Here is a 24,721-nt window from a genome sequence, read left to right as displayed (position 1 = left end):
CCGAACCGTGGCCGCTAGTCCATGAATTCCGCGCGCCTGAACCGCAGTTCCCGCTGTGCGCCGCGGAGCGGGGAGCCGCTGAACGGCAGGTCCTCCAGAGACACGGAGCAGGCTGCATTCAAGGCCAACGTGTTGGCAGCCGCTGCAGCCTTCTGGGGCAGGCCAAGGGACTGCGCAAATTCTGCCCAGTGGCGTGCCTTGAGGTTCTTGTACCTGCCAGCAATGGACAGCGCCATAGTGGTGTCGCCGTAGACGAGCGTGCAGGGCACATCGTAGATGGGGGCCATGCCGAATGCCCCCCCGGCGTTGCCCAAGACCGACAGATTCTTGGCGTGGAGGTCTCCGTTTCCGGTCAACCATGCGAAGGCGAATTGCAGATACATATTGCGTTGGGCCACAACCGGGGCTTGGCACTGACGGGCCAGCGCCATAACTACCTCCTCGGAGGTGACACTGTACTTGGAGGCCGGGGGCAGCCCGAGCACCTGCGTTCCGTCCTCTAGAGGCAACCGCACCCAGGCCTCCCCCGCACCCTTGACCCGGTCGAAACGTTCCACGAGCAGGCCGGCAAGACCGTTCCTGTCACTGATGACCCTGCTCGCGGCCACCGGAACCTTGAGCTTCTTGGCTCCATCCAGATGGACAGCCTCATTGACCACCAGGTGCGGGTTTTCGGCGGGATCCAGTTTGAGCAGGTAGCGCATTCCGCGCAGGGCCAGAGGTGTGGTCAGCATGGACGCACTGGCCTTGTCCTGGACGCCAGGCAGGCCGTGGAGATCCACGGCATTAGCCAGCACGGCGAAGTCCAGTTCCTCCGGATGCGAGCTGTCGGCAAGCGGTTCGGGCTCGGCGGGCGTTTCTCCGGCGGGGACCACTTGAACATTGCCGGGCACATCAGCCCCGACGGCCAGCAGGAGGGAGAGCTCGTCGTCGAAACTTGTCTTGGCAGCGTTCTTCAAGACGGTCAGGCGGTGGCCCTCGGGCAAAAGGCCCGCGAAGAACGGCGGCAGCGCCCCGTTTTGGGTCTCGACCGCCACTGGTGACAGGGGCAGGGAGAACGCCACAGGCAAATCACCGCCAGCCAGGTAGCTATCCCGGTAGACGAAACGCACGCCGCCTTGTTGGGTGCGCGAGAGATAGCCAGCTAAGGCTCCACCTTTGTAGACGTCGGCTTCGCGAATGAGCTTGAGGTGCTGGAGATCCTGAGTCATCGGGTCACCGTCAGACGTAGCCCCAGAACGTTGGCCGCAGCCACCACCGCCCGCAGCGAAGGATTACCGGTCCCCGTTTCGATGGCCCGGATGGTGCGCTCCGAGGTCTCGGCGAGGTTGGCCAGGTCTTCCTGGGTCAGCCCTGCAGCCTTGCGGGCACTGCGAATGCTGGCAGCTACGGCGGTAATACTATCCACGACGCTCCTCCGAACGGCAAGATAATGCCGATTTCGGCATCTCTACTTGCAATCGTGCACCACAATTGTCATTTCGGCAATATTTTGCCGAAAATAGCCGAACGCAGCGCACAGGGGCAGAGGTGAGGCAAAATCGGTAAAATATTGCCGGTTTCGGAACCGCGTTGGGCTTAACGCACAATGCGCGCAACCCCACCGAATCGGTGAGGCTGCGCGCATTGGTTGCGAGGAGTTAGAAGTCCCAGTCGTCGTCCTCGGTGTTGACAGCCTTGCCAATCACGTAGGAGGAACCGGAGCCGGAGAAGAAGTCGTGGTTCTCGTCGGCATTCGGTGAGAGCGCGGACAGGATGGCCGGGTTCACGTCCGTCACGGCGGCCGGGAACATGGCTTCGTAGCCCAGGTTCATGAGCGCCTTGTTGGCGTTGTAGTGCAGGAACTTCTTAACGTCCTCGGCCAGGCCGACGGAGTCGTAAAGGTCGTGCGTGTACTGAACCTCGTTCTCGTACAGCTCAAACATGAGCTCGAAGGTGTAAGCCTTCAGTTCTTCCTTGCGCTCTTCGGAGAGGCCCTCAAGACCCTTCTGGTACTTGTAGCCAATGTAGTAGCCGTGCACGGCCTCATCGCGGATGATCAGGCGGATCAGGTCTGCGGTGTTTGTCAGCTTGGCCCGTGAAGACCAGTACATGGGCAGGTAGAAGCCCGAATAGAACAGGAAGGATTCCAGCAGGGTGGAGGCAATCTTGCGCTTGAGGGGATCGTCGCCGTAGTAGTAGGACTCAATGATCTGAGCCTTCTTCTGCAGGTTCACGTTCTCCACCGACCAGCGGAAGGCCTCGTCGATTTCCTTCGTGGAGCACAGCGTGGAGAAGATCGAGGAGTAGCTCTTGGCGTGCACCGATTCCATGAACGCAATGTTCGTGTAGACGGCTTCCTCATGCGGGGTGATGGCGTCCGGGATCAGCGAAACGGCGCCAACGGTGCCCTGCAGGGTGTCCAGCAAGGTCAGGCCCGTGAACACGCGCATGGTGAGCAGCTGCTCGTCCGGTGTCAGCGTGGCCCAGGACTGGATGTCATTGGACAGCGGCACTTTTTCCGGCAGCCAGAAGTTGTTGACCAGGCGGTTCCAGACGTCTACGTCCTTCTCGTCCTCAATCCGATTCCAGTTGATGGCCGTTACATGGCTCGCCAACTTCAGCTTCTCCGGTGTCATGACTGCTTCTCTCCTTGTAAAAATCCTGGTAGCCGCATGGGCCAGATCAATCTTAAGCCAAAGGTACGACGGCGGGACGCACCCGCCGTCGTACTCTTCAGTTATGTGGTGCTACAACATGCAAGAAACACAATTTTCCACCTCGGTCCCTTCCAGCGCGAGCTGGCGGAGACGAATGTAGTAAATGGTCTTGATGCCCTTCTTCCAGGCATAAATCTGGGCCTTGTTGATGTCACGCGTGGTGGCGGTGTCCTTGAAGAACAATGTCAGCGACAGGCCCTGATCCACGTGCTGCGTTGCGGCGGCGTAGGTGTCAATGGTCGCTTCGAAACCCAGCTCATAGGCATCCTTGTAGTACTCAAGGTTGTCGTTGGTCAGGTACGGGGCCGGGTAGTAGACGCGGCCCAGCTTGCCTTCCTTGCGGATTTCAATGCGCGATGCCACCGGGTGGATCGAGGACGTGGAGTTGTTGATGTAGCTGATGGAGCCTGTGGGCGGGACGGCCTGCAGGTTCTGGTTGTAGATGCCGTGCTCCATGACGGAAGCCTTCAGCGCACGCCAGTCTTCCTGGGTGGGGATGTGGATGCCATCAAACATCTCCACAACCTTGGCTGTCTGCGGAACCCATTCCTGATCCGTGTACTTGTCAAAGAACTCGCCGCTGGCGTACTTGGACTTTTCGAAGCCGGCAAACGTTGTGCCGGTCTCCATGGCGATCAGGTTGGACGCCCGGATGCAGTGGTAGACCACTGAGTAGAAGTAGATGTTGGTGAAGTCCAGGCCCTCTTCGGAGCCGTAGTGGACCCGCTCGCGAGCCAAGTAACCGTGCAGGTTCATCTGCCCCAGGCCAATGGCGTGCGACTGGTCGTTGCCCTTGGCGATGGAGGGAACACTGGTGATGTTGGACATGTCGGAGACAGCCGTCAGCGTACGGATGGAGGTCTCAATGGTGCTGGCGAAGTCCGGTGAGTCCATGGCCTTGGCAATGTTCAACGAGCCCAGGTTGCAGGAGATGTCCTTGCCGGTATCAGCGTAGGACAAGTCATCGTTGTACGTGGTGGGAGCAGAAACCTGCAGGATCTCGGAGCACAGGTTGCTCATGATGATCTTGCCGTCGATCGGGTTGGCACGGTTCACCGTGTCTTCAAACATGATGTACGGGTAGCCGGACTCGAACTGGATCTCGGCGAGGGTCTGGAAGAACTCGCGGGCCTTGATCTTCGTCTTCTTGATGCGGGCGTCGTCAACCATCTCGTAGTACTTCTCGGTGACCGAGATGTCGGAGAACGGCATGCCGTAAACCTTTTCGACGTCGTACGGGGAGAACAGGTACATGTCCTCGTCGCGCTTGGCCAGCTCAAAGGTGATGTCCGGAACCACAACACCCAAGGAAAGGGTCTTGATGCGAACCTTTTCATCGGCGTTTTCACGCTTGGTGTCCAGGAAGCGGTTGATATCCGGGTGGTGGGCGTGCAGGTACACGGCCCCCGCACCCTGGCGGGCACCGAGCTGGTTGGCGTAGGAGAAGCTGTCCTCGAGAAGCTTCATCACGGGGATGACGCCGGAGGACTGGTTCTCGATCTGCTTGATGGGCGCGCCCACCTCGCGGATGTTGGTCAGCGCGAACGCCACACCGCCGCCACGCTTGGACAGCTGCAAGGCGGAGTTGATGGAGCGGCCAATGGACTCCATGTTGTCTTCGATGCGGAGCAGGAAGCAGGAGACCAGCTCGCCGCGCTGGCGCTTGCCGGCGTTCAGGAACGTGGGGGTGGCAGGCTGGAAGCGTCCGCCGATGATCTCATCAACCATCTTCATGGCCAGGGCCTCGTCACCGCGGGCCAGGTGCAGGGCAACCATGCAGACACGGTCTTCGTAGCGCTCCAGGTAGCGGTTACCGTCGAACGTCTTCAGCGTGTAGGACGTGTAGAACTTGAACGCGCCCAGGAAGGTCTCAAAGCGGAACTTCTTCTTGTACGCATGGTTGTACAGCTCACGAATGAAGTTCATCGTGTACTGGTCAAGCGTCTCGCGCTCGTAGTACTCGTTCTTCACCAGGTAATCCAGCTTTTCTTCCAGGTCATGGAAGAACACGGTGTTGTTGTTCACGTGCTGCAGGAAGTACTGGCGGGCAGCGGCGCGGTCGGCGTCGAACTGGATCTCGCCGTCGGCGTTGTAGAGATTCAGCATGGCATTGAGCTCGTGATAGCCCATGCCTTCCCATGCTGCGGGCATGCTCTTTGAGGCCTTCACTGCTGTGCCTGGCTCTGCGGCAATCGTGTCCAAAATTCTTCCAATCCTTCGTGAACGCGGTCCACGTCTTCCGACGTGCCCATCAGTTCAAAACGGTATAAATGGGTGACATTGCACTTCGCAGCAACAATGTCTCCGGCTAGGCAATAGGTTTCGCCAAAATTTGTGTTCCCGGCGCCAATGACGCCGCGAATCAGATCGCGATTTTCCGCCACGTTGAGGAACTTGATGACCTGTTTTGGTACTGCCCCGTGCCCTTCGTCGCCCCCATAGGTGGGAAGGACAAGGACATAGGGTTCTTGAGCTAAAAGCGTGTCTTCATAGGTGTAAACCGGCAGCCGCGCCGCGTCCAGTCGAAGTTTTTCAACGAAGCGGTGGGTGTTTTCAGACGTTGACGAGAAGTAAATCAACCGGCTACTGGTGGTTCGAGAGGTTAGCTGACCAACAGCGGGTTGTGCTGCTACGGCTGACATGACAATCGCTTTCCAACTACTTACTTGCGGGTGATGGGGCCAGCCTTCAATGGCCAGCCCCATCGCCCGCGCACCTGTGCACAGCAATTTGGTGGCGGGATATCCCGCCGACTATCAGGCGACGCTGACGGCTGCATTCTGGTTGATCTCGGCGATCTTGTCCGGACGGAATCCTGACCAGTGATCAGCGTCGGTAATGACAACCGGTGCCTGCTGGTAGCCGAGACTGAGAACGTGCTCCAGCGCCTGCGGATCGGTGGAGATATCCACACTCTTGTACTCGATCCCCTTCTTGTCCAAGGCGCGGTAGGTTGCGTTGCACTGAACACACGCAGGCTTGGTGTAAACCGTAACGGTCATGATCGGGTTCCCCTTGTCGAAAAAACTATTCTCTAAATTAGCGTTCACATTCCGCAGGGGCCCACTCGCCGTAGGTGGGGCCTGAGAGCTTTCAGCTACGGCCTCGCCAGCGTTTTAAGCGTTGGCCCAAACTGCTTTATTTGATGTTTCAATACTACATCTAGTGCACCCGCCAGTAAATGACCCCAACATGATGTATTACACGTTTGTCATTTTATGCACCGCTCATCCACAGGCTGCTCCATTTAAAAGCGCCAGAACTCAAGGTTTAACCCAAGATGTCCACAGGCTGTGGAAGAGTTAATCACAAAAATTGCAGCGGCGTGTCTGGTTTTCTGGCGTGTCGGCCCTGGTGGTCGGCGCCTGTGAGCACAGCACCACAAGACCGATGGTACGGGCACCGCCGGCGATGCCCGCCGATCATTGGTGCGGGTACTCCGGGCACAGGGCCGGTGGTGAGAAGCCATGGGAGCAGGTCAGCAAGGTTCCCGGCGCGATCGCTTCGGGACCAATGATGATCTCAGTACCCAGCCGAACAGTGGCCCGGAGGATCATGGGGTTCTGAAAGTGCGGGCTGCGAACCTCGATGCCCTTTTCACGGAATCGCACCGTGGTGGCTGGAAGCAGCCGCAGAAACAACGGTTCCGCGGAACCACAGGCCTCGGTCAGATCCACCAACGCCGGTTCCGGCCCGCTGGTGAGGTGCAGGTCAAACGGCAGCTTCGAAACCTGGATGTGCCGGGTTCCCCCACGCCAGCCCGCCACGGACTGTGTCCCGAATTCATCGTCAAAGCCGTTAGCCATCACGATCATTTCTCCTCTTAATAGTTGTCCGCCACCAAATAATCTCGGCAACAGCAAGCACGGCCGCGAACGCAGCCGCTGCCCACCGAAAGAGGTCATCAGCGGCGGAGATCAGGTCGGGTCCGCCGGCCGTGCGCGGCGCGAGCATGACAGCCACCGCCAGCAAGAGCATGATGATCCCGACGTTGTAGCACCGTCTGGTCCGGTTCTTCCACGTCTCCCACCGCTGGCGGTCGCTGTTGTGCATGGAGCCGAAGATCTCCTCGCTCTTTTGCGTCAGTGGTCCCCTGAACCACGCCAGGAGGTCATCGCGGGTCCAGTACACCTGCCGTGCGTGGAATCCTGCCTGCACAGCGAACAAGAGCAAACCAACAGCGAAGGAAAGCAGCAGCAGGCTCAGTCCCGCCCACCGGAACGAGCCGGGACTCTGGGCGATCACGCCAATGAGAGTTATGGAGAAACCAGCAAGAAGCGGCGCTGCCACCTCGCCGACGGCTTGAAACGCAGGACCCGAGCCCAGTGGCGCTGGCGGGACTCCGCCCCACGGTTTCGACAGCTCAGACCTCGCCGCACCAGCAGGCGGGGGTGGCTGTGGAGACATGTCGGCCGGCGCGGCGCGGCCCACCACCCTCTTCCCCCGCGCGGGCACTGGCGGTATCAGGCATCGCTGACCTCTTCCAGTAAAGGGACGAGTTTGGCCCCCACTTTACTCTCAGCGCCCCGCCCTGATAATAGCCCGGGCCCGCTTTATGACAGCTGGACCCGCCACTGCCGATGCGGTGCAGGCTCGGGCACCACCATCCAGAATGGCGCGGGGACGTGGAGGGGAATCGTGGGAGCTTTTGCCATTCTCAGGCTCGAGGGATTCTCACGATTCGTTCAACAGCTGCAACAACAGTGCTTCTGGGCATGGGGGCCAGGGACAGCGCCCGGTGCATGGACAGGCCCTCAATCAGGGCGTCCAGCATGAGCGTGGTCTCCGGGTCAAAGAATTTGCCGAGCGCCACCCGGCTGCGCGCCATCCAGGCATCTGTCACGCGCCGCATGTCCGGGCGGCGGGTGGCCAGCGCATAGAGCTCGTAGGAGAGCACCATGGTGCGGGGGTCATTCAGGAGTTCTCCCATGATGAGACTGACGACGGCGGAGCGGGCCGCCGTCTCGTCGCCTACCTGGGCCATGGCCGTGTCAAAACCGTCGGCTGTGTGATTGGCCATTTTGGTGAACGCCTCGCCAAGCAGTTCATCCAGGGACCCGAAGTGGTACGTCAATGAGCCCAAGGGAACGCCCGCGCGTTCGGCAATCTTGCGGTACGTTGTCCCGGCCACTCCGTGCTCCGCCACAACGTCCAGGGCCGCGTCACTGATATTGGCCCGGCGGTCCGGATCATAGCGGCGGCGCGGCTTGCTTTCCCCCTGCTGCGCACTCACGCCAGCGTCTTGCTGATGCGGGCCGGGTTTCCCACGGCCACCACATTGGCGGGAAGATCCTTGGTCACAACGGAGCCCGCACCCACCACCGTGTTCTCGCCGATCGTGACGCCGGGCAGCACAATGACGCCGCCGCCCAGCCACACATTGTCGCCAATGGTGATGGGCTTGGCCGCCTCGAGTTTGTCGCGGCGCAACCAGGACTCGAGTGGGTGCGTGGGTGTCAGGAGCTGGACGTTGGGCCCGATCATGACGTCGGCGCCGATGGTGATGGGGGCAACGTCCAAGGCCGTGAGGTTGTAGTTGATGAACGTGCCGGGGCCAATGGTGATGTACCGGCCATAGTCCACGAACAGTGGCGGGCGGATTTCCACTCCCTCCCCCAGCGAGCCAATGAGGTCCGCCAGGATCGCCTCGGCCGCCTCGCGATCCTCGGGCCACAGCTGTCCATAGCGGTGGGCCGCGGTGATGGCGCGCTGTGATGCCACAGCCAGTTCCACATCCTCGGCCAGGTAGAGGTCTCCGGCTTCCATGCGTTGGCGCATGCTGCGGGGATCGTTGGCAAAATATGGGTGCGTCATGGCTGGTTCCATTCTTGAGTCAAGAGTCGTTATGTACAAATGTACATAACAACTCTCGCGGCTGTGTCACCGCCGCGTTACAGCACGCGGACACTTATGCTTGCTAGGAACGAGCCCTGCCAAGTGAAGGAAGACCCACGTGATCAACCCCGTGCATTTGCAAACACTGCTGGAGGTGGTCCGGCGCGGGTCTTTTGCGGCGGCGGCTACCCAGCTGGGGTACACGGCGTCGGCCGTTTCACAGCAAATGTCCACGCTTGAGCGGGACAGCGGGGTCACCTTGTTTAAGCGCTCGGCCCGCAGCGTGCTGCCCACTGACGCGGCACTGGTCATGTCCCGGCACGCAGCCAAGGTGCTCACTGACATCGATGCACTACTGGCGGCCAGCTCCCGCACGGAGGAAGGCACCAGTCAAGAGCTACGGCTCGGCATCTTCCCGTCACTGGCGACCTATGCACTGCCCCGGTTGTTGCGCAGTCCCGAGTGGCCGGGCCTTGGCATCAACTTGCACGTGTCGGTGGGTGAGCCGCAACAGACCATTGGCGGCTTGCGCAGCGGTGGCGAATTGGACGTTGCGCTGGTGTACCAGGTGGGCCAGTCCGGCCTGGCGTGGCCGCACACCATCAACCGGCAATGGATTGGGGACGACAACTTCCGGGTGGTGCTGCCCAAGGCCTGGGGAATTCGTGCCGGCTCCGTCATGGAGGCTCAGCACCTCTCCGACATGCCGTGGATCATGCACCACCCCGGAACCAGTGACGCTGCCGTGATTGAAAGGCTTTTTGCCAGCTGCAATCTGCACCCGCGCGTGGCAGCCTACAGCGACGACTTCAACGCCAGCTTGCAACTGGCCAGCGTGGGCCTGGGCGCGGCCCTTGTCCCTGAGCTTGCCCTGCAAAACAAGCCGGAGAACGTGGTGGTTTTGGACGTGCCGGAAATTCGGCTGGCCCGGAACATTTTTGCCTTGCTCATCAATGACAAGCGAACCGCCCGCATCGAGGTGTTCGTGGACAAGCTGGCGGGCATCATGGCGGAGTTGAACCGCACCAGCCATCTGGGCGAATCCGCGGCGCCGCCGCGTTAGCCCTTGCGGAACTTCTTGGCCGGTGCCACGAAGCGCTTGATGATCTGTTTCTTGATGGCACCAAACGGCGGGTAGATCAGGCCCAAGGTGTCAGGAGACAGCGGCTTGGCCAAAATCGCCTTGTGGTGCGAGAACGTATCAATGGAGTGCTGCCCATGGTAGCCTCCCATGCCGCTCTCGCCCACCCCGCCGAACGGCAAACCGGGGACGCTCAGGTGCGCCACCGGCACGCCAAAGTTCAGGGCGCCCGACGACGTTTGTTGTGTGAATGCCTCCCGCACCCCTGCGTCCTCGGTGAAGACATACAGCGCCAGGGGTTTGTCCCGCTGGTTGATGAACTCAATGGCGGCCTGTGCCGACTCCACAGTCACCAGGGGAAGGACCGGCCCAAAGATCTCGTCTTCCATCAGCGCAGCTTCTGCATCAACATGGACCACGGTGGGTGCAATGTACCGCGTGGCGGCATCCGTTGAACCGCCAGCCACAAGCGCCGAACCGCTTTCTTCCTGCAGATCGGACGCCAGGAGGCCCGCCACGCGGGAGAATGCGCCGTCATTGATCAGGCGGCCATAGGCCAGGCTGTGGGCGGGTTCCGCGCCATAGAGTTCCTCGATGGCCTCGGGAAGCTCCTTGGCAAGCTTGGCCAGGGCGGCGTCCGTGCCCAGGACATAGTCAGGGGCCACACAGGTCTGGCCTGCGTTCATGAACTTGCCCCAGGCGATCCTGCGCGCCGCGGTGATCATGTCCACGGTGTCGTCAATGTAGACAGGTGACTTCCCGCCCAACTCCAACGTCACCGGCGTCAGGTTCTTGGCGGCCGCGCTCATGACAATCCGCCCCACCCGGCCGTTGCCTGTGTAGAAGATGTGGTCAAAGCGCTGGTCAAGGAGCGCGGTGGTTTCCGGCACACCACCCTCCACGATGCTGACCGCACCGGCAAGGTACTCCGGAATCCACCGGGCCAGCACGGCCGAACTGGCTGGGGCCATCTCGCTAGGCTTGGCCACCACAGTGTTCCCGGCTGCGAGCGCACCGATGATTGGTGCCAGGAGAAGTTGGATGGGGTAGTTCCAGGGCGCAATGACCAAGACGACGCCCAATGGTTCCAGCACTGTGGTTGCTGTGGCCGGTTGCAGCGCAAGCGGTACCGAGGCCTTGCGGGGTTTCAGCCAGCCTTGCAGATGTTTGATTGTGTGGGCTAGCTCTGCGGTGAGGAAGCCGATCTCTGTCAACCAGGCCTCGGCGGGGTGCTTTCCGAGATCGGCTGCGAGCGCACCCGTGAAGTCGTCCTTGTGGTCGAGCAGCATCTGGTTCATTGCCGTGAGTTGCGCCAGTCGCCAGTCGAGTGGTTTGGTAGCGCCCGTGTTGAAGAGTTGCCGGGCCGTTTCAACGGTTACCTCAATGTTTTTTGGTGCCGGGGTGGAATGTATCAAGGTGTCCAGGTGCTGTGCGCTCATGGCCCCAATCTACTCCCCCAGCACGGTTTTTCGTTTTTCCTGGTTGCCTCCCGGGAGGGTTGGCCTGACGGAGGCGTACCGGTGTCCCGTAGGTGTGGTGATGGTTCCGCCCGGCTGGCTTGACCACCCTTGCGCTTCCTTGTTCTGGTTGCACCCTTGACAGAGCCCTTGCCCGTTGCTGATGCTTGTGGGCCCTCCCGCCGCATAGGACTTGATGTGGTCGTATTCCCTAATGGGTGCATCACAATACGCTGTGGCGCAGAGTTGGTCTTGATCGAAGAGGAATCTCTTCATTCCGTCGGGAAAGAGCCTTGCCTTGGAGTCCATGGTAAGTAGCTCGCCGGTGTCTGGATGCGTATAGAGGCGCCTGAGCCACACCCGTGCCGCTCCAGCGGTGTTAATGATCATCTGCCGTGCCGTGGGCGCCGGTATTGGCTGGTATCCGGTGAGAAGTGCCGGATCACTGGCTCCGTCGAAAAGGGCCCTGTCAGTCATGATGAGATCCAGGTGAATCTCTTGTTCCCCTGCGGAGAGGCAGCCGGCCCCTCCCTGCCCTTGGGTTCCCGCATCACTGCCTAGCTCTTCCCCATCGCCTTGCCCAGACGGGCTGGCGCAGGGGCGGTGGCTTGTGAGTCTGTGAACCAGCGCATCAGCCATGATCTGGCCTTTGCCCCGGGCCTCCCCCTTGGCTCGGGCAGAGTCTGCTATCTGGGTCAGCGTCTTAAGCACTGTGACGCCTTGCCGCAAGGGCAATAGTGCAGACAGGTACGTCATCCCGTCTGCCGCCGGGCGCAGCGTGACGCAGCGTTCCGATTCCGCCTTGTCCAAACGTTTCACGAAGGCGGCTGGCTCCATGGCGTAGGCCATGGTCCTGACGGCGGCGGCAAGTTGCTTGTTCCCCAGGGATTCCAACTCTCCATCGCCGCTGGTGAGTGCCGCGTCGATGTGCCGGCGTTGCTCCGAAGAGAGAAATTCCGCCTCCGTCACGATTATTTGTGCGCGATATTCAGACAACACGCCGTTAGAACACATATTCGAAACTTGCGGAAATTCGCGCACCAGGCGTGTGGCCCACTTCAACCGCCGGAGGCCAACAAAGGGCGACTCGCGCCTGGCCAGCGCTATTTGGGCACCTGTCCCCCTACCTAGGGCAACGCCAGTGACACCCTTGCCCAGTTGACGGGCACGTTCCACGGCAGCAAAGAGGACCTCGGCCTGGGCTTGGGCTGCGGCTGCGGCATTCTTGGCGTTCTCCAGCTCCCGGATCGCTGTAATCAATGACGCACCCGCCTGCGTCAGGGCTGCCACTGCATCATCGCCGGATCCACCACCGGGCAACTCATCATGCGGCCAGCTGGGGGAGAAATGTGTTTGGGCCGCGGCGAGGGCCGCATCAACGTCGCTGAACACGTGGGGGCCAAACATCCGGGCAATGGCTTCGATGAAGGCGGTGGAGGAGTCCGCCACCTTTAGTGCTGCGGTCATTGCGGAGGAGCCGGTGTTTTCTTCACGGCCGGACACCCCCGGGTGTGGGTACACGGGAGGCCGCTCTGGCGGCTTCTCGGCGGGGCTGGCACCATGGCGGGAAGCAGCGTTGGTGGAAACGCCACTTCCTTGCAACCAATCCGGTACGTTCACCCTGGCCACCTCAAGAATCCGCATAGCTGGCGGATCTACTTTGTTCCGCCTTATAGCCAATTTTAGTGGTGGGGTCTGACATTGCAGCCGCACACCGGGCAACTGTGGACCAACCGGCGGCCAGCTGTGCCTGTGTATGAACAAGCGGGAATCAGAAACGAAGAAGGCGCCCCCTGCCTCCCGTGAGGGAGACAAGGAACGCCTTCTTACAGGCACCGGGAGGGTGCAGCAGCTGGGAGCAGCTGGGGTAGACCAGCTGGGGACTAGACCAGCTGGGCGCGAACTTCCTTGGTGGCGTTGACCAGGTTGCGCAGGGACTCTTCAGTCTCGGCGTAGCCGCGGGTCTTCAGGCCACAGTCCGGGTTGACCCAGAGCTGGCGGGCCGGAACGTGCTTGACGGCAGTACCCAACAGCTCGGAGACCTCGGCCTGGCCGGGGACGCGGGGGCTGTGGATGTCGTACACGCCTGGGCCGACGCCGCGGCCAAAGCCGTGAGCTTCGAGGTCGTTGACAACGTCCATGCGGGAGCGGGCCGCCTCAATGGAGGTCACGTCGGCGTCCAGACCGTCAATGGCGTCGATGATGACACCAAATTCGGAGTAGCACAGGTGGGTGTGGATCTGGGTGCCGTCCACCGCACCGGCGGTGGAGAGACGGAAGGAGTTCACGGACCAGTCAAGGTATGCAGCCTGGTCTGCCTTGCGCAGGGGCAGCAGCTCGCGCAGGGCGGGCTCATCAACCTGGATGATCTGAATGCCGGCGGCTTCCAGATCGGCGATCTCATCGCGCAGGGCCAGGCCAACCTGGTTGGCGGTGTCGCCCAGGGGCTGGTCGTCACGCACAAAGCTCCAGGCCAGGATGGTGACGGGACCCGTGAGCATGCCTTTCATGGGCTTGTTGGTCAGTGACTGGGCGTATTCGGCCCACTCAACGGTGATGGCCTTCTCACGGGTCACATCGCCCCACAGGATGGACGGGCGGGTGCAGCGGCTGCCGTAGGACTGGACCCAGCCGTGGACGGTGACGTCGAAGCCTTCCAGGTTCTCGGCAAAGTACTGGACCATGTCGTTGCGCTCGGGCTCGCCGTGCACCAGAACGTCGAAGTCGAGCTCTTCCTGCAGCTCCACAACGCGCTTGATCTCATCCTTCATGAGCTGTGAGTATTCCTCCCCCGTGATGGCGCCCTTGTTGGCGCGGGCACGGGCTGAGCGGATCTCGCTGGTCTGCGGGAAGGAACCGATCGTGGTGGTGGGCAGCGGCGGCAGGTCAAGCGCTGCCTCCTGTGCAGCTTCGCGGACCGAGTACGCCGAGCGGTTGAAGTCGGCCGGGGTCAGGGCTGCCAAGCGGTCGCGAACTTCGGGGCGCTTGACGCCGGGAGCCACCGCGCGGGAGGCGATGATGGCGGAGGCTTCGGCAATGGCGGCAGCGGACGACGCCGGGTCCACCAGGTGAGCGGCTAGCGTCACCACTTCGGTGACTTTCTGGTCGGCAAACGCCAACCAGCTGCGCAGCTCGGCGGAGAGCTGGGTTTCCTGGGTGACGTCGTGCGGGACGTGCTGGGTGGAGGTGGAGGTGGAGACTGTGATGCTCAGCCCGGCAGCCTTGAGGGCATCGAGCCGGGCAGCGGACTCGGCCAGGTCATTGCGCCAGATGTTGTGGCCATCAACCACACCCGCAACAACGGTCTTGCCGGCCAGCAGTGCCAATTCCGCAGCGGACGGCACAGCACCCTTGAAGGCGTCAATGTGCAGGGCCTCGATCGGGGCGGCGGCGAGGGTGGGCAGCAAGTCGCTCAGGGCGCCAAATGGTGTGGACACCAGGATGGCGGGGCGGCCCTCTGCAGCGCCGAGGACCTCGTAGCTGCGGGCAACGGCCGCCTGGATCTCAGCAACCGAAACGTCCTGATCGGCAACCAGGGCCGGCTCGTCCAGCTGGACCCAGCTGGCACCGGCAGCACCCAGGCGGGTCAGCAGTTCGGCGTAGACAGGAAGAACATCCTCCAGGCGGGACAGCGGCGAGAAGCCGGCGGGGGCGTCGTCGCTGGCCTTGCTCAACAGCAGGAACGTCACCGGACCTACCAAGTAGGGGCGGGTTTCAAAGCCGTTGGCCAGGGCGTATTCGAACTGCTCAACAATGCGGTTGGAGGTCAGGGAGAAGTTGGTCTCCGGACCGATTTCCGGCACCAGGTAGTGGTAGTTGGTGTCGAACCACTTGGTCATTTCCAGCGGCTGCTGCTCAACTGTGCCGCGGGCCAGGGTGAAGTAGGCGTTGATGTCCAGCTGGCCGTCGGCGTTGCGCAGATCGCCGAAACGGGCCGGCACGGCACCGATGTGGGTTGCGGCGTCGAGCACCTGGTCGTAGTAGGAGAACGTGCCAGGGATGGCAGCTGCCTCGGTCAGGCCCAACTCGGCCAGGCGGCGGGCGGTGCCCAACTGAATTTCCTTGGCGGCAGCGTCGAGCTCAACGGCGTCGATCTTGCCGGCCCAGAAAGCTTCAATGGCCTTCTTCAATTCGCGACGGCGGCCAATGCGCGGGTAGCCCAACAGGGACGCGGCGGGGAAAACGGGTGTGTTTGACATGGAGAGTTCCTTAGATATGTTGAAGCGAAGATTAGTCAAAACGGAGCAGTCAGGAAGTGTTCAGGCCCTGACCAGGCGTGCTGTGTTGGCGATGGGGCTGGAGGCGCCGCGGAGTCCCAGTTGCGGGCGGCCGGGGCGGAGCAGTTGCAGCTTGTCCAAAACGTCCAAGGCGGCCGCATGCTCGTTGAAGGTGTAGAGGTGGATGCCGGGAGCGCCGGCGTCAAGAGCTGCGCGGGCCAGGTCCACAGTGGCGGCAACGCCAATGCGGCGGCTTTCGGCGGCGCCGTCGGCCCTGCCCAGGGCGTCAAGAAGCTTGGTCGAGGGCGCAACTCCCGTCAGATCGCCCAGGCGCTGGACCCGGCGCAGACTGGTCAGCGGCATCACACCGGGAATGATGGGGATGCTGACACCTGCCCGGCGGGCCCGGTTGACCAGGTCCTTGTACTGGTCGGCGTGGAAGAACACCTGGGTGATGGCGAAGTCGGCGCCCGAGCGCTGCTTGGCCAAAAGGACCTCAACATCATGCTCAATGGACGGCGATTCGGGATGCTGGGCCGGGTAGGCGGCCACACCAATGGCCACCTTGCCGGCGCACAACAACGCTGAACGGCGCTGCTCCACACGGCGGATCAATTCAATCAAGTCCTGCGCATAGGACAGCGATCCCGCCCGCGGCTGCGACGGGCCGTCCTGGGGCAAGTCACCGCGCAGTGCCAAAATTCCGCGCACCCCGTGGTCCAGGAGTTCGGAGATGATCTCGGCCAGCTCATCGGCCGTATTGCCCACACAGGTCAGGTGTGCCAGCGGGCGCAGCGAGGTTTCCGTCAGCAGGCGGTTGAGCAGCTCCACGGCCGTGTCCCGGTTGCTGCCGTTGGCGCCATAGGTGACCGAGACATAGTCCGGGTTGGTGCACTCCAGCTCGCGAATGGTGTCCCACAGCGAGGCTGAGGCCGATTCGTTGCGGGGCGGAAAAAGTTCATAGGAAAGGGCTATCGGCGCACTGTGTGTCGACGGCGCCGATGCCTGTATAAGGCTCGGAGGAGACATTTGCTTGGTCCTTGAGGATGTGTCGGCCGCCGCCGCCTTGGTGTCTAGAACACCGAAAAGCAGCAACAGTCACGTTTTCGTAAAAGGTGGGGCGGACGCGGCCATGAAACGCTGCAAAGGCTGCAGCATTCAGGGGCGCTTCGATCCGCCAGCAAATGTCAGGCCCACATGGGGGCACCCACACCCTTGATCTGCCAAGGGTCGCTGACACACGTTGATGAACTAACGTTTCTCCAATACTAGGCATTATTTTTTTGCAGTACCAAGTTGGCGCCGAATTACGACGCAACTTTACGGAATATTTCCTTAGATTAGTTCGGCCAATTCACCCCAACCAGCGCTCTGGCCGAATTAATGCCGCAGCCGGACACTACCAGGGCTTGGCGTGCTGCTCCGGCTCATCGCCGGAAAGCTCATCGCTGAGCGTGTCGCTCTTGCTGCGTTCCTTCTGGGCCTGCTGGCCATTCTTTTGAAGCTGCTCCAGCTTGCCCGCCGGGGCCGGATCCTGAGCCGCTCCCCCATTTTGTGGCCGCTCCGGCCCATCACCCTTGCCGGCCGCCTGCTGTTCTTCCAAGCGCTTTTGGGCTGCCTTGAGGGCCTCACCCTCGCCGTCCTTGTTGTTCTCGCTGCGGGGCGTAAAACAGTCCCGTGGCGCCTGGGCAACCACCTCGCTGCCCTGGTCAAACAAGGCCTGGGCCGACGCCGGGTCCCCGGCCGCTTCTTTCGCCTCACCCAACTTTTCCAGGCTCAGCACAAGATTGACGCGCACCTTGCAGGACTCCTGGGCCGGCACCAGTTCCAGCGCGGCAGCAAACTGCTCCTGGGCCGCAAGGAAGTCACCGCGCAAAACGTGGCCGTCGCCCTGGGCAAAGTGCGCCTTGTAGCGTTCCACCACGTTCAGCACACCCATGGCCTGGCCTGCCCGGAGCGTGCCGTCACCCCGGCCGCCGTCGAAGGCTTGCTGCGCCTGGCCGGCGGAGATGGGCAGCGAGAGGAGCTTGACGGCCACCACCACAACCGCGAGCGCCACGGGGGCAGAGGCCAGCAGCAGCTTCCTACGCCTGCGCAGCCGGGGGGCCCGAGTCAGCATCATGGACCTTGCCCGGTCGCTGTCAATGTTCATGGCGTCTCCTGTCGGGGACGCTGCAGCTGGCGGTAGGCCGCGCTCAGAAGAAGCACTTCCCACACCACAACACCAAAGGCTGCCAGTGCAAGAAGCCAATAAGTTTCCCGCCGTCCGGCACCAGCCTGCTCACCGAAGCCTGCCGACTGCATGGCAGCCTTGGGTGCCGAATCGCTTAGCGCGGCAGCAATGTTGGCAGGGGTGCCCCGGTGGACGTAAGGCAGGTGGAGTTGTTGGGCAATGCTGCCGAGCGCTTTTTCATCAATCCGGGAGATGGCTGGCTCGTAGGCGGCGGACTTGTCCAGGATGTAGTTCCCTGGCGCGTCCGCACCGAAGGTGTGGTCACGCATTTTGCCTCCTGCTGCGGTGCCATAGCCCAGCACGGCTCCGCCGTCGATCAAGTCTGTGCCCTGGGCAAAAGGTGCGGGGGCCTTGCTGGCTGTTTGTTCGCCGTCGCCCAAGTAAAACACCAGCCGCGGCCGGGTGGGGTGCGACTTTTGGGATGCGGCTAGACGGTCGGCCAGCAAGGGGGCGGCCACGCTGATGCTGCTGCCTTGGGACGCATACGAGGATTTGGGGGTGAGGACCTGGGTCAGCGTTTGCAGTGCGGTGGCGTCAGTGGTCAGCGGCAGCACCACCTTGGCGTTGCTGTCAAAGGTGATGAGCGAATATCGTGCTCCCGCCAGTTCGGTGGCCAGGGCGTTGATGTCGGCTTTCATGCCCTCCAGCCGCGGATCGTTGCCGTTGTAGTCCTCCGCGGAGGAGCTGGGGGTCACATCCAGCACAAAGAACACATTCAGATCGGTGGTGGCCACAGGGGCCGAGGCGCCCACCAGGCCCGGCCGTGCTCCGGCCAGGAGCACCAACACCACCAGCAGGGCGTAGCGCCACCGCGCGGCACTGCGGCTCGTCAACAGCAAATACGCGGTAGCTGCCAGAAGCAGCACGGCCAGGGGCCAAAAGACCCAGGGCGTGAGGATGGGCAGGAACGTCATCGGCGCAGCCTCCAGCCAGCTGCACCAAAGACCAGCAAGGCCAGCAGCGCACTACCCAAGGCAAGCCCCGGGTGGTCCACGATCGTCAGGCGCGGGGCGCCCTTGAGCAGTGACGCCTCGGTGGCCTGCACCTTATTCACTATGGCGGCAACGGCCGCCTCGGATTCCAGCGGGTAGTAGGCGCCGCCTGTGGCGTGAGCCGTGTCCGCCAACCCCTGGGCTGCGGAGGCAAAAGCCGGTATAGCGCCGTAGTCATTGGGGTTCAAGGCATAGACGCGGGCATTGGCGTTTTTTGCCAGGGCGGCGGCCTGCGCCAGGGTGAAGAGGGGCTTGCCGGAGAGCATGTTGTCGGTGGCAAAAATAATGGACCGGGACCTTTTTGTGTCAGTTGTTGCCGGGAAGCCGTTGACGCAGCTGGCCAGGCCATCGCCGATCAAGGATGAGCCTGCCGCCTCATAGGTGCCAGCCAGGTATTCGAACGTGGTGGCGTCGGCACTCAGGGCCTTCTTGGCCACGGCGAGTTCTTCGGCCACGAAGTCGTAGTCGTCCGTCAGGGGGAACACCGTGACGGCGCTGGAATCAAAAATGGTCATCCCCATGCGTTCGCCCTTGAAATTGCCCACCAGCTCAGCAAAGACGCCCACAAGAGCCTCGTCGGTGTCCAGCATGGAGCCCGACACGTCCAGGCACAGCATGATGTCCCTGTTGCGCTGTTCGGGAACGCTGGTGCTTTCACTCACTGGGCGGGCTGCAGCCACAAGCAAGGACACTGCCAGGACTGCGAGCGCCGCGAGCGCCGTCACGAGCCACGTTCTGTGCCGCGCCAAGGCCTGCTGGTACACGGGCAGGGCTGTCAGCCTGTCTGCGTGCGCCACCGGGATGAGGTCCCGTACTGCCCGGGGGCGGCGCCACAGCACCACCACAACAGTTGCCAGCAAGGCCAGGCCCAGGGGCACCAGCCACCAATATTTCAACGCCACGAGCCCACCACGTTTCGGGCGGTTTGGGCGGAGCCGGCCACGGTGGGGTGCTCGCTCTGTGCGGCAAACTCCGCCGGGTAGTAAAGTTCGACGGCGTCCGCCGCGAGGGGCAGCTGGTGCTCACGCAGTTGGGCCAGTGTCATGCGCTGGGCCTTCAGGCCCGTCATTTCATGGACAAAGGTGCGCACGGCCAGGCTCAGCTCCAGGTGGGCGGCACGGGCATCAAGATGTCCCGAATCGAACATTTGTTCTATTTCCGTGATGAGCGTCCAGTATTTTTCCCGCACGGAATCCGGGTTTCTGGGCGCCACAAAACCGGGCACGGCCGCCTGGGCGCCGGCCCGGGTGGAGATCCATACCCAGGCGAACCAGCCCAGGCAGAGGACCAGCAGCCCGGCACCGGCCAGCGGCCACCACGGCGAGTAGCCCATGGGGGCGTAGAACGTTGCGTCAGTGGGCACGGCGGTGCCTTTCCAGCAGGGCGAAGACCTTGCTCAGGACCTCAGCAGTAGAGCCAATGTGAGTGGCGGCTATGCCGTTGCGCTGCAAGAGCTCCGCCAGGGCCAGGGCGCGCGCGGCGGTGGCCTCCACGTAGCTGTTGGCAAGCACCGGGTCCTGGGCCAGCAGCATCAGGACGGTTTCCAGCCCTGCCACGTCCCTTCCGGCACCTTCCACTGCGTTCGGCCCTGCGAGCGCCGCATCGGCCACCTGGACCCAGAGGATCTCGTGCTGGGCGCGGAGGCGGCGGAGCACAGCGGCCAGGCGTTCATCGGCAACCACGTCATCAGCCATGACCACGAGGAGCAGGCGTTGCTTGTAGTGGGCGGCAACGTATTCCAGCCTGGCACACAGGTCACTGGGTCCACTATGGAGGCCTGCTGCGTCCATCCGCCGCAGCAGCTGTTCCAGGTGGCTCTCGGTCCCCTTGGCGGGGAGCGCCAGCGAGGATGCGCCGTCGCCGTGGACCAGCGCCACGGCATCCCCGTGCCGGATGGCAAGGGAACCCATGACTCCCATGGCCATGACGGCAACGTCCTTCTTGATTTCCCCGCCGAGGGCTGTGGCAGCCATGTTCCGTCCGGTGTCGGCAACAAAGAGCAGCTGCTGCCTGCGGGTGGCAACGTAGCGCTTGATTAGGGGCGTGCCAACCCTGGCCGTGGCCTTCCAGTCAATGTCGCGCACCTCGTCTCCCGGGACATAGTCACGGAGGTCGTCAAAGTCCAGGCTGCGGCCACGAAAAATGGCGGCATATTCGCCGTCGAGCATGCCGCGGGCCCGGCGGTGGGCAAAGATGTACATCTTTGATTTGACCGCGGTCAGGAGGGTTGCCACGTATCCCTACGGGGTCTGCACTGAGTCAACGATGGCGGCGATGATTTTTTCCACCCGGATGTTCTCCGCCACCGCCTCGAAACCCAGGATGATCCTGTGCCGCAGCACCCGTTCCGCCAGCGCCTTCACATCCTCGGGGATGACATGGTCCCGGCCCTGCAGCAGGGCCAAGGCACGCGCCGCCTGGGTGAAGGCAATGCTTGCACGGGGGCTGGCACCAAACTCAATCAGCCCGGCCAGCTTCGGGTCAATGTACGCGCCGGCATGGCGGGTCACGTAGACAAGTCCCACAATGTAGTTCACCAGTGCCGGGTCCAGGTAGATCTTCCGCGCCGTGGCCTGCAGGGCGCACACCTGCTCAAGTGTTGCCACGGGGGCGGGGGTGGCGCCGGCTAGGAAGACTCCCGCGTCAATGCGCCGGATCACCTCCGCCTCTTCCACGGGGCTGGGATAGTCCAGCACGTCCTTGAGCATGAACCTGTCCATCTGCGCCTCGGGCAGCTGGTAGGTGCCTTCCTGCTCGATGGGGTTCTGCGTGGCCATGACCATGAACGGCTGCGGCAGGGGGTGCACCTGGCCGCCAATGGTAGTTTGGCGCTCCTGCATGGCTTCCAGCATGGCTGACTGGGTTTTGGCGCTGGACCGGTTGATCTCATCGAGCAGCACAATGTTGGCGTGGACGGGCCCCAACACGGTCACAAAGGTTCCCTTGGCGGCGTCGTAAATCTGGGTGCCCACAATGTCGCTGGGCAAAAGGTCCGGCGTGCACTGGATCCGGCGAAAGTGGGCGCTGATGGAGTCCGCCAGGGTTTGGGCGGCCGTGGTCTTCGCCAGGCCGGGAACAGATTCCAACAGCACGTGCCCGCCCGTCATGAGCGAGATCAGCAGGGTTTCGCGCAGCCGGTCCTGGCCCACCACCTTGGACTCAAAGCTGCGCGAAATGCTGCCCACAACGTGTTGGGCGCGCGCCAACTCTGCGGGTTCTATCCGGGAAGTGACTGTTGTGGGCAACACGGTGTCTGGGCCTTTCGATGGCACGGCTGGCGGCAAAATCCTCCCGCCCAGCCCATCCCATGCCGGGCTGGACCGCAATGGGGAGAACTTCCCTTTTTCCCTGTTCCTGACGCGGACCGGGGACTACAGTATGGTTCATGAACCAGTTGCCAGCAGCTTACGAAGAGTACTTGCAAGGCCGCGACGAGGACTTTATTGCAACTGTCCTGCCAGTCTTGCAGCAATCAGTGGCCGAGAAGGACCACGGGGTGCGCGTCATCATCAATCCGCATGTGGTCCAGGCCAGGACGGACAGTACGGTGCCTTTTGGGGAGATCCACGAGGGCGTGGACTAAACCTTTGCGGTTGGCCTTTGCGCCTGCTAAACCTTTGCGTCCAGCAGCAGCTGCGCCGCCTTGGGGCTGAAGGTCTTCTCCATGACCAGGCAGGCCGCACCGAAGGCCTCTTCACCCGAGTTCACAATGGTTCCCACCACATCCACCGAGTGGACGCTGGTGGTGACGCTCAACCGTGCCAGCAGAGCGGGCATTTGGGCCAGGTAGGTGGGTGCCAGCTGCGGCCAGAACGGGCCACCAAAGACCACCCGCTCCACGTCGAGCAGGTTGGTCAAAACTGATACCGCCCCGGCCATGAGCCTGGCTGAATTGGCCAGGATTTCCTGCGCCGCGCGGTTGCCGTCGGCAGCAGCTTGGGCGAGGGCTGCGACGTCGTCGGGCAGGGAAAGTGGCTTGTGCGGATCAGCCGGGGCCAGGGCACCGGCCTCGCGGGCCTGTGCCACCAACGTTTCAGGCATGCAGGTGACCTTGACGCAGCCGCGGCGGCCGCAGTCGCACTCGGGGCCCGCGGGATCGGTGATGATGTGCCCAATCTCGCCCACGTTGCCGGAGGCCCCGCGGACCACCTCGTCATTGAGGACCAGGCCGGCACCAATGCCCGTACCAATGTAGACAAACACAAAGTCGGTGGCGCTGGCGGCCGATCCCGCCCACAACTCTGCCACGGCGGCGGCCGTCACGTCCTTGTCCACCACAACCGGCAGACCCGTGGTGTGGCTCAGAATTTCCCGCAGTGGGACCCGCGTCCAGCCGGGCATGTGGGGCGGTTCCACCACGGTGCCGCTGGCGGCGTCAACAGGTCCAGGGGTGGCAACGCCAACCCCTGCTATGCGCTGCTCGTCAACGCCTGAGTCCGCAATGATGCGCCGGATCTTGGCGCCCATGGCGGCCACGGCGTCGGCGGGGCGGCTACTGACGTCAGTGGCTTCATCAACGGAGACGAGAACCGCGCCCACGGCATCCACCAGCGCGTAGCTGGTCAGGGCGGGGTCAATGTGGAGCCCAATGGCGTACATGCCGCGCGGGTTCAGGCGCAGGATGGTTCTGGGCTTGCCCGGGCCGGAGGTTTCCTTGCCGGCTTCAACAATCAGTTCGGTGTCAAGGAGGCGCCGGCAAATATTGGAAACGGTTTGCGCGGCGAGGCCTGCGGAGGCTGCCAGCTCCACACGGCTGAGGCCTTCCTCGGAGCGGCGGATGGAGTCCAGGATGACTGCTTGGTTGAAATCGCCCATTTTGGGGAGATTGGTGCCGCGGCGCCGCTGCGGCAAGCCAATATCAGGAACAGCCAACATTATCTCCTCGAGGCGTTTTCTTTCGGATTTGGGCCAAGCTATCCCCCAATACCCAGCTGTCAGATTACCCCGCACGGGGCGGCTGGGTGTGACCGCCACGACGTGCAGGGCGATCTTGCGCTTAAGACTTCCGCAAGGTTCCCTCAAGTTTTCCTGAAGATTTGTGTGAAACACTCACTGTGAACTTGCTGTTGCGCCCCACAATCTCGGTGGGGCCCACCTGTTTGTCCAGGGCTGACCTGTAGTCCAAGTGACGGTTGTACACACACCAGAGTTCGCCCCCGGGAGCCAGGACCCGGGCTGCAGCGGCAAAGAGTTTGTGCGCAATGCCCGCGTGGACTGTGGCACCGATGTGGAACGGCGGGTTCAGGAGGATGAGTTCCGCCGACCCATCGGCAAAGGTGCCCAGCGCGTCATCGCGGACAACGTTGATGCGCCCCTCCAGGCCGTTGGCCGCGGCCGTTGCGGCCGTGGAGGCCACAGCCGCGGCCGATTGGTCGGTTGCCGTGACAACAATGTGCGGACGGGCCTTGGCCAACGCTGCAGCGATGGTGCCATTGCCGGAGCCCAGGTCGATCGCGGAGCCGGCGTGCGGGCGCATCTGCGGCAGGAAGTCCAGCAGGTACCGGGTGCCCACATCCACCTTGCTGCCGCCAAAGGTGGCGCCGTGGGCGCACAACCAGAGGTTAAGGTCTTCGTGGAACTCGCTGCGCGGAAAGCTCGGCGCCGTCCCGCTGCCCAGGGGGCCGCCAAGCCTGAGCGGGCGGGACTTGCGCCACGCGCGGCCAGCGGCCACGGCGGAAAAATGTTGGCCCAGCACTGTGTTCATGGCCAGGGTCATGTGTTTGATGCGCCCGCCGGCAAAAATTTGCACCCGCGGGTCCGCATGGGCGGCAATGAGTTCGCCAACCTCGGCCACCTCGTCCAGGCTGCGCGGCAATTGCCACAGCACCACCTTGACGCCGGCAAAGAGCTCAGCTGTCAGTGGCAGGGAGGAATATGCCCCGTCCAGCCCGGCCCGGAGCGCGTTGGCGGCCAGGGCGTGTTCACCGGAGAGGCCGTCCTGCTGCACCCGCAGCCCGCGCAAGCCGTGGACCGTGGCGGTGGCCAGGGTCATGGCACCGTAGCGCTCCCCCACAATGGCCACCTCGCCGTCGCCGGCCAGTGCCAGTGCCTGCGCGGCGTCACGCAGTATTAGCTCGTCCGTGGCGTCGTAGGCAAAGAGATTCTCCGCCTCAATGTCTGGAAACCGCCGCAGCTGTGCAAAATCAAAGTCACTGGCCTGGTTCTCGCTAATTTCCTCCACCGGGCAACTCTACAGTGCCGGAATTT

The 24,721-nt window shown here is 62.6% G+C and carries 24 protein-coding genes; 2 read left to right on the top strand and 22 right to left on the bottom strand.

The annotated features are described in order from the left end of the window. Positions 1–14: 14 nt before the first annotated feature. The 10 genes from ACX80Q_RS05270 to ACX80Q_RS05225 form a co-directional block, all read right to left on the bottom strand. Positions 15–1,211 carry a type II toxin-antitoxin system HipA family toxin gene (locus ACX80Q_RS05270; RefSeq protein WP_459329474.1) on the bottom strand — a complete coding sequence of 399 codons (1,197 nt, stop codon included), beginning with the start codon at positions 1,209–1,211 and terminating at the stop codon, positions 15–17. Continuing rightward, the gene (locus ACX80Q_RS05265) at positions 1,208–1,408 is read right to left on the bottom strand and encodes a helix-turn-helix transcriptional regulator (RefSeq protein ID WP_459329473.1); all 201 of its coding nucleotides are present in this window, start codon (positions 1,406–1,408) and stop codon (positions 1,208–1,210) included. Before ACX80Q_RS05265 ends, ACX80Q_RS05270 begins: the two co-directional genes overlap by 4 nt. A 232-nt stretch (positions 1,409–1,640) precedes the next feature. Next, complete coding sequence (gene nrdF, locus ACX80Q_RS05260; RefSeq protein WP_459329472.1) at positions 1,641–2,618, bottom strand: class 1b ribonucleoside-diphosphate reductase subunit beta; 978 nt, start codon at positions 2,616–2,618, stop codon at positions 1,641–1,643. Between the two features lie 111 nt (positions 2,619–2,729). Continuing rightward, positions 2,730–4,850: a class 1b ribonucleoside-diphosphate reductase subunit alpha gene (gene nrdE, locus ACX80Q_RS05255; protein ID WP_459329471.1), complete on the bottom strand. Its 2,121-nt coding sequence runs from the start codon at positions 4,848–4,850 to the stop codon at positions 2,730–2,732. Positions 4,851–4,864: 14 nt separating this feature from the next. Next, positions 4,865–5,341, bottom strand: coding sequence for a class Ib ribonucleoside-diphosphate reductase assembly flavoprotein NrdI (nrdI, locus tag ACX80Q_RS05250; protein WP_459329470.1), 477 nt, complete (start codon positions 5,339–5,341; stop codon positions 4,865–4,867). A gap of 114 nt (positions 5,342–5,455) precedes the next feature. After that, positions 5,456–5,701: a glutaredoxin-like protein NrdH gene (nrdH, locus tag ACX80Q_RS05245; RefSeq protein WP_459329469.1), complete on the bottom strand. Its 246-nt coding sequence runs from the start codon at positions 5,699–5,701 to the stop codon at positions 5,456–5,458. 420 nt (positions 5,702–6,121) lie between these two features. Next, the gene (locus ACX80Q_RS05240) at positions 6,122–6,514 is read right to left on the bottom strand and encodes a hypothetical protein (RefSeq protein ID WP_459329468.1); all 393 of its coding nucleotides are present in this window, start codon (positions 6,512–6,514) and stop codon (positions 6,122–6,124) included. Then, positions 6,498–6,944, bottom strand: coding sequence for a hypothetical protein (locus ACX80Q_RS05235; RefSeq protein WP_459329467.1), 447 nt, complete (start codon positions 6,942–6,944; stop codon positions 6,498–6,500). Before ACX80Q_RS05235 ends, ACX80Q_RS05240 begins: the two co-directional genes overlap by 17 nt. A 412-nt stretch (positions 6,945–7,356) precedes the next feature. After that, positions 7,357–7,932 (bottom strand): TetR/AcrR family transcriptional regulator, encoded by a 576-nt coding sequence (locus ACX80Q_RS05230; protein ID WP_459329466.1) that lies wholly within the window; start codon positions 7,930–7,932, stop codon positions 7,357–7,359. Then, positions 7,929–8,513, bottom strand: coding sequence for a sugar O-acetyltransferase (locus ACX80Q_RS05225; RefSeq protein WP_459329465.1), 585 nt, complete (start codon positions 8,511–8,513; stop codon positions 7,929–7,931). Before ACX80Q_RS05225 ends, ACX80Q_RS05230 begins: the two co-directional genes overlap by 4 nt. A 139-nt stretch (positions 8,514–8,652) precedes the next feature. Between ACX80Q_RS05225 and ACX80Q_RS05220 the strand changes: the two genes are divergently transcribed. Next, positions 8,653–9,597: a LysR family transcriptional regulator gene (locus tag ACX80Q_RS05220; RefSeq protein ID WP_459329464.1), complete on the top strand. Its 945-nt coding sequence runs from the start codon at positions 8,653–8,655 to the stop codon at positions 9,595–9,597. On the opposite strand, the gene ACX80Q_RS05215 is transcribed toward ACX80Q_RS05220, so the two are convergent. The 10 genes from ACX80Q_RS05215 to ACX80Q_RS05170 form a co-directional block, all read right to left on the bottom strand. After that, on the bottom strand, positions 9,594–11,054 hold the full coding sequence (locus ACX80Q_RS05215) for an aldehyde dehydrogenase family protein (protein ID WP_459329463.1): 1,461 nt from the start codon (positions 11,052–11,054) through the stop codon (positions 9,594–9,596). The genes ACX80Q_RS05220 and ACX80Q_RS05215 overlap by 4 nt on opposite strands. A gap of 9 nt (positions 11,055–11,063) precedes the next feature. After that, entirely contained in the window at positions 11,064–12,692 is a 1,629-nt protein-coding gene (locus ACX80Q_RS05210; RefSeq protein WP_459329462.1) for an HNH endonuclease, read from the bottom strand. A 263-nt stretch (positions 12,693–12,955) separates the two neighbouring features. Then, positions 12,956–15,271, bottom strand: coding sequence for a 5-methyltetrahydropteroyltriglutamate--homocysteine S-methyltransferase (gene metE, locus ACX80Q_RS05205; protein ID WP_459329461.1), 2,316 nt, complete (start codon positions 15,269–15,271; stop codon positions 12,956–12,958). Positions 15,272–15,331: 60 nt separating this feature from the next. Next, positions 15,332–16,318 carry a methylenetetrahydrofolate reductase gene (locus ACX80Q_RS05200; protein WP_459329460.1) on the bottom strand — a complete coding sequence of 329 codons (987 nt, stop codon included), beginning with the start codon at positions 16,316–16,318 and terminating at the stop codon, positions 15,332–15,334. Between the two features lie 370 nt (positions 16,319–16,688). Next, entirely contained in the window at positions 16,689–17,441 is a 753-nt protein-coding gene (locus ACX80Q_RS05195; RefSeq protein ID WP_459329459.1) for a hypothetical protein, read from the bottom strand. Next, positions 17,438–18,436 carry a VWA domain-containing protein gene (locus tag ACX80Q_RS05190; RefSeq protein WP_459329458.1) on the bottom strand — a complete coding sequence of 333 codons (999 nt, stop codon included), beginning with the start codon at positions 18,434–18,436 and terminating at the stop codon, positions 17,438–17,440. The genes ACX80Q_RS05195 and ACX80Q_RS05190 overlap by 4 nt, the downstream gene beginning before the upstream one ends. Further along, entirely contained in the window at positions 18,433–19,416 is a 984-nt protein-coding gene (locus tag ACX80Q_RS05185) for a vWA domain-containing protein (protein WP_459329457.1), read from the bottom strand. The genes ACX80Q_RS05190 and ACX80Q_RS05185 overlap by 4 nt, the downstream gene beginning before the upstream one ends. Continuing rightward, on the bottom strand, positions 19,407–19,877 hold the full coding sequence (locus ACX80Q_RS05180) for a hypothetical protein (RefSeq protein WP_459329456.1): 471 nt from the start codon (positions 19,875–19,877) through the stop codon (positions 19,407–19,409). Before ACX80Q_RS05180 ends, ACX80Q_RS05185 begins: the two co-directional genes overlap by 10 nt. Continuing rightward, positions 19,867–20,748: a DUF58 domain-containing protein gene (locus tag ACX80Q_RS05175; RefSeq protein ID WP_459329455.1), complete on the bottom strand. Its 882-nt coding sequence runs from the start codon at positions 20,746–20,748 to the stop codon at positions 19,867–19,869. The genes ACX80Q_RS05180 and ACX80Q_RS05175 overlap by 11 nt, the downstream gene beginning before the upstream one ends. Positions 20,749–20,754: 6 nt before the next feature. Beyond that, a complete protein-coding gene (locus ACX80Q_RS05170; protein ID WP_459329454.1) occupies positions 20,755–21,762 on the bottom strand; it encodes an AAA family ATPase in 1,008 nt (335 codons plus the stop codon). Between the two features lie 137 nt (positions 21,763–21,899). Between ACX80Q_RS05170 and ACX80Q_RS05165 the strand changes: the two genes are divergently transcribed. After that, entirely contained in the window at positions 21,900–22,097 is a 198-nt protein-coding gene (locus ACX80Q_RS05165; RefSeq protein WP_459329453.1) for a hypothetical protein, read from the top strand. A 26-nt stretch (positions 22,098–22,123) separates the two neighbouring features. Here ACX80Q_RS05165 and ACX80Q_RS05160 read toward each other — a convergent pair whose 3' ends face one another. Together ACX80Q_RS05160 and ACX80Q_RS05155 are read right to left on the bottom strand one after the other, a co-directional pair. Continuing rightward, entirely contained in the window at positions 22,124–23,389 is a 1,266-nt protein-coding gene (locus ACX80Q_RS05160) for an ROK family protein (protein WP_459329452.1), read from the bottom strand. A 121-nt stretch (positions 23,390–23,510) separates the two neighbouring features. Continuing rightward, positions 23,511–24,695, bottom strand: coding sequence for a class I SAM-dependent methyltransferase (locus ACX80Q_RS05155; protein ID WP_459329451.1), 1,185 nt, complete (start codon positions 24,693–24,695; stop codon positions 23,511–23,513). Positions 24,696–24,721: the final 26 nt, after the last annotated feature.

This window comes from Arthrobacter sp. HLT1-20 (assembly GCF_054510895.1).
The sequence above is the reverse complement of the archived record's forward strand: the minus strand, read 5'-3'. Positions and strand labels throughout refer to the sequence as shown.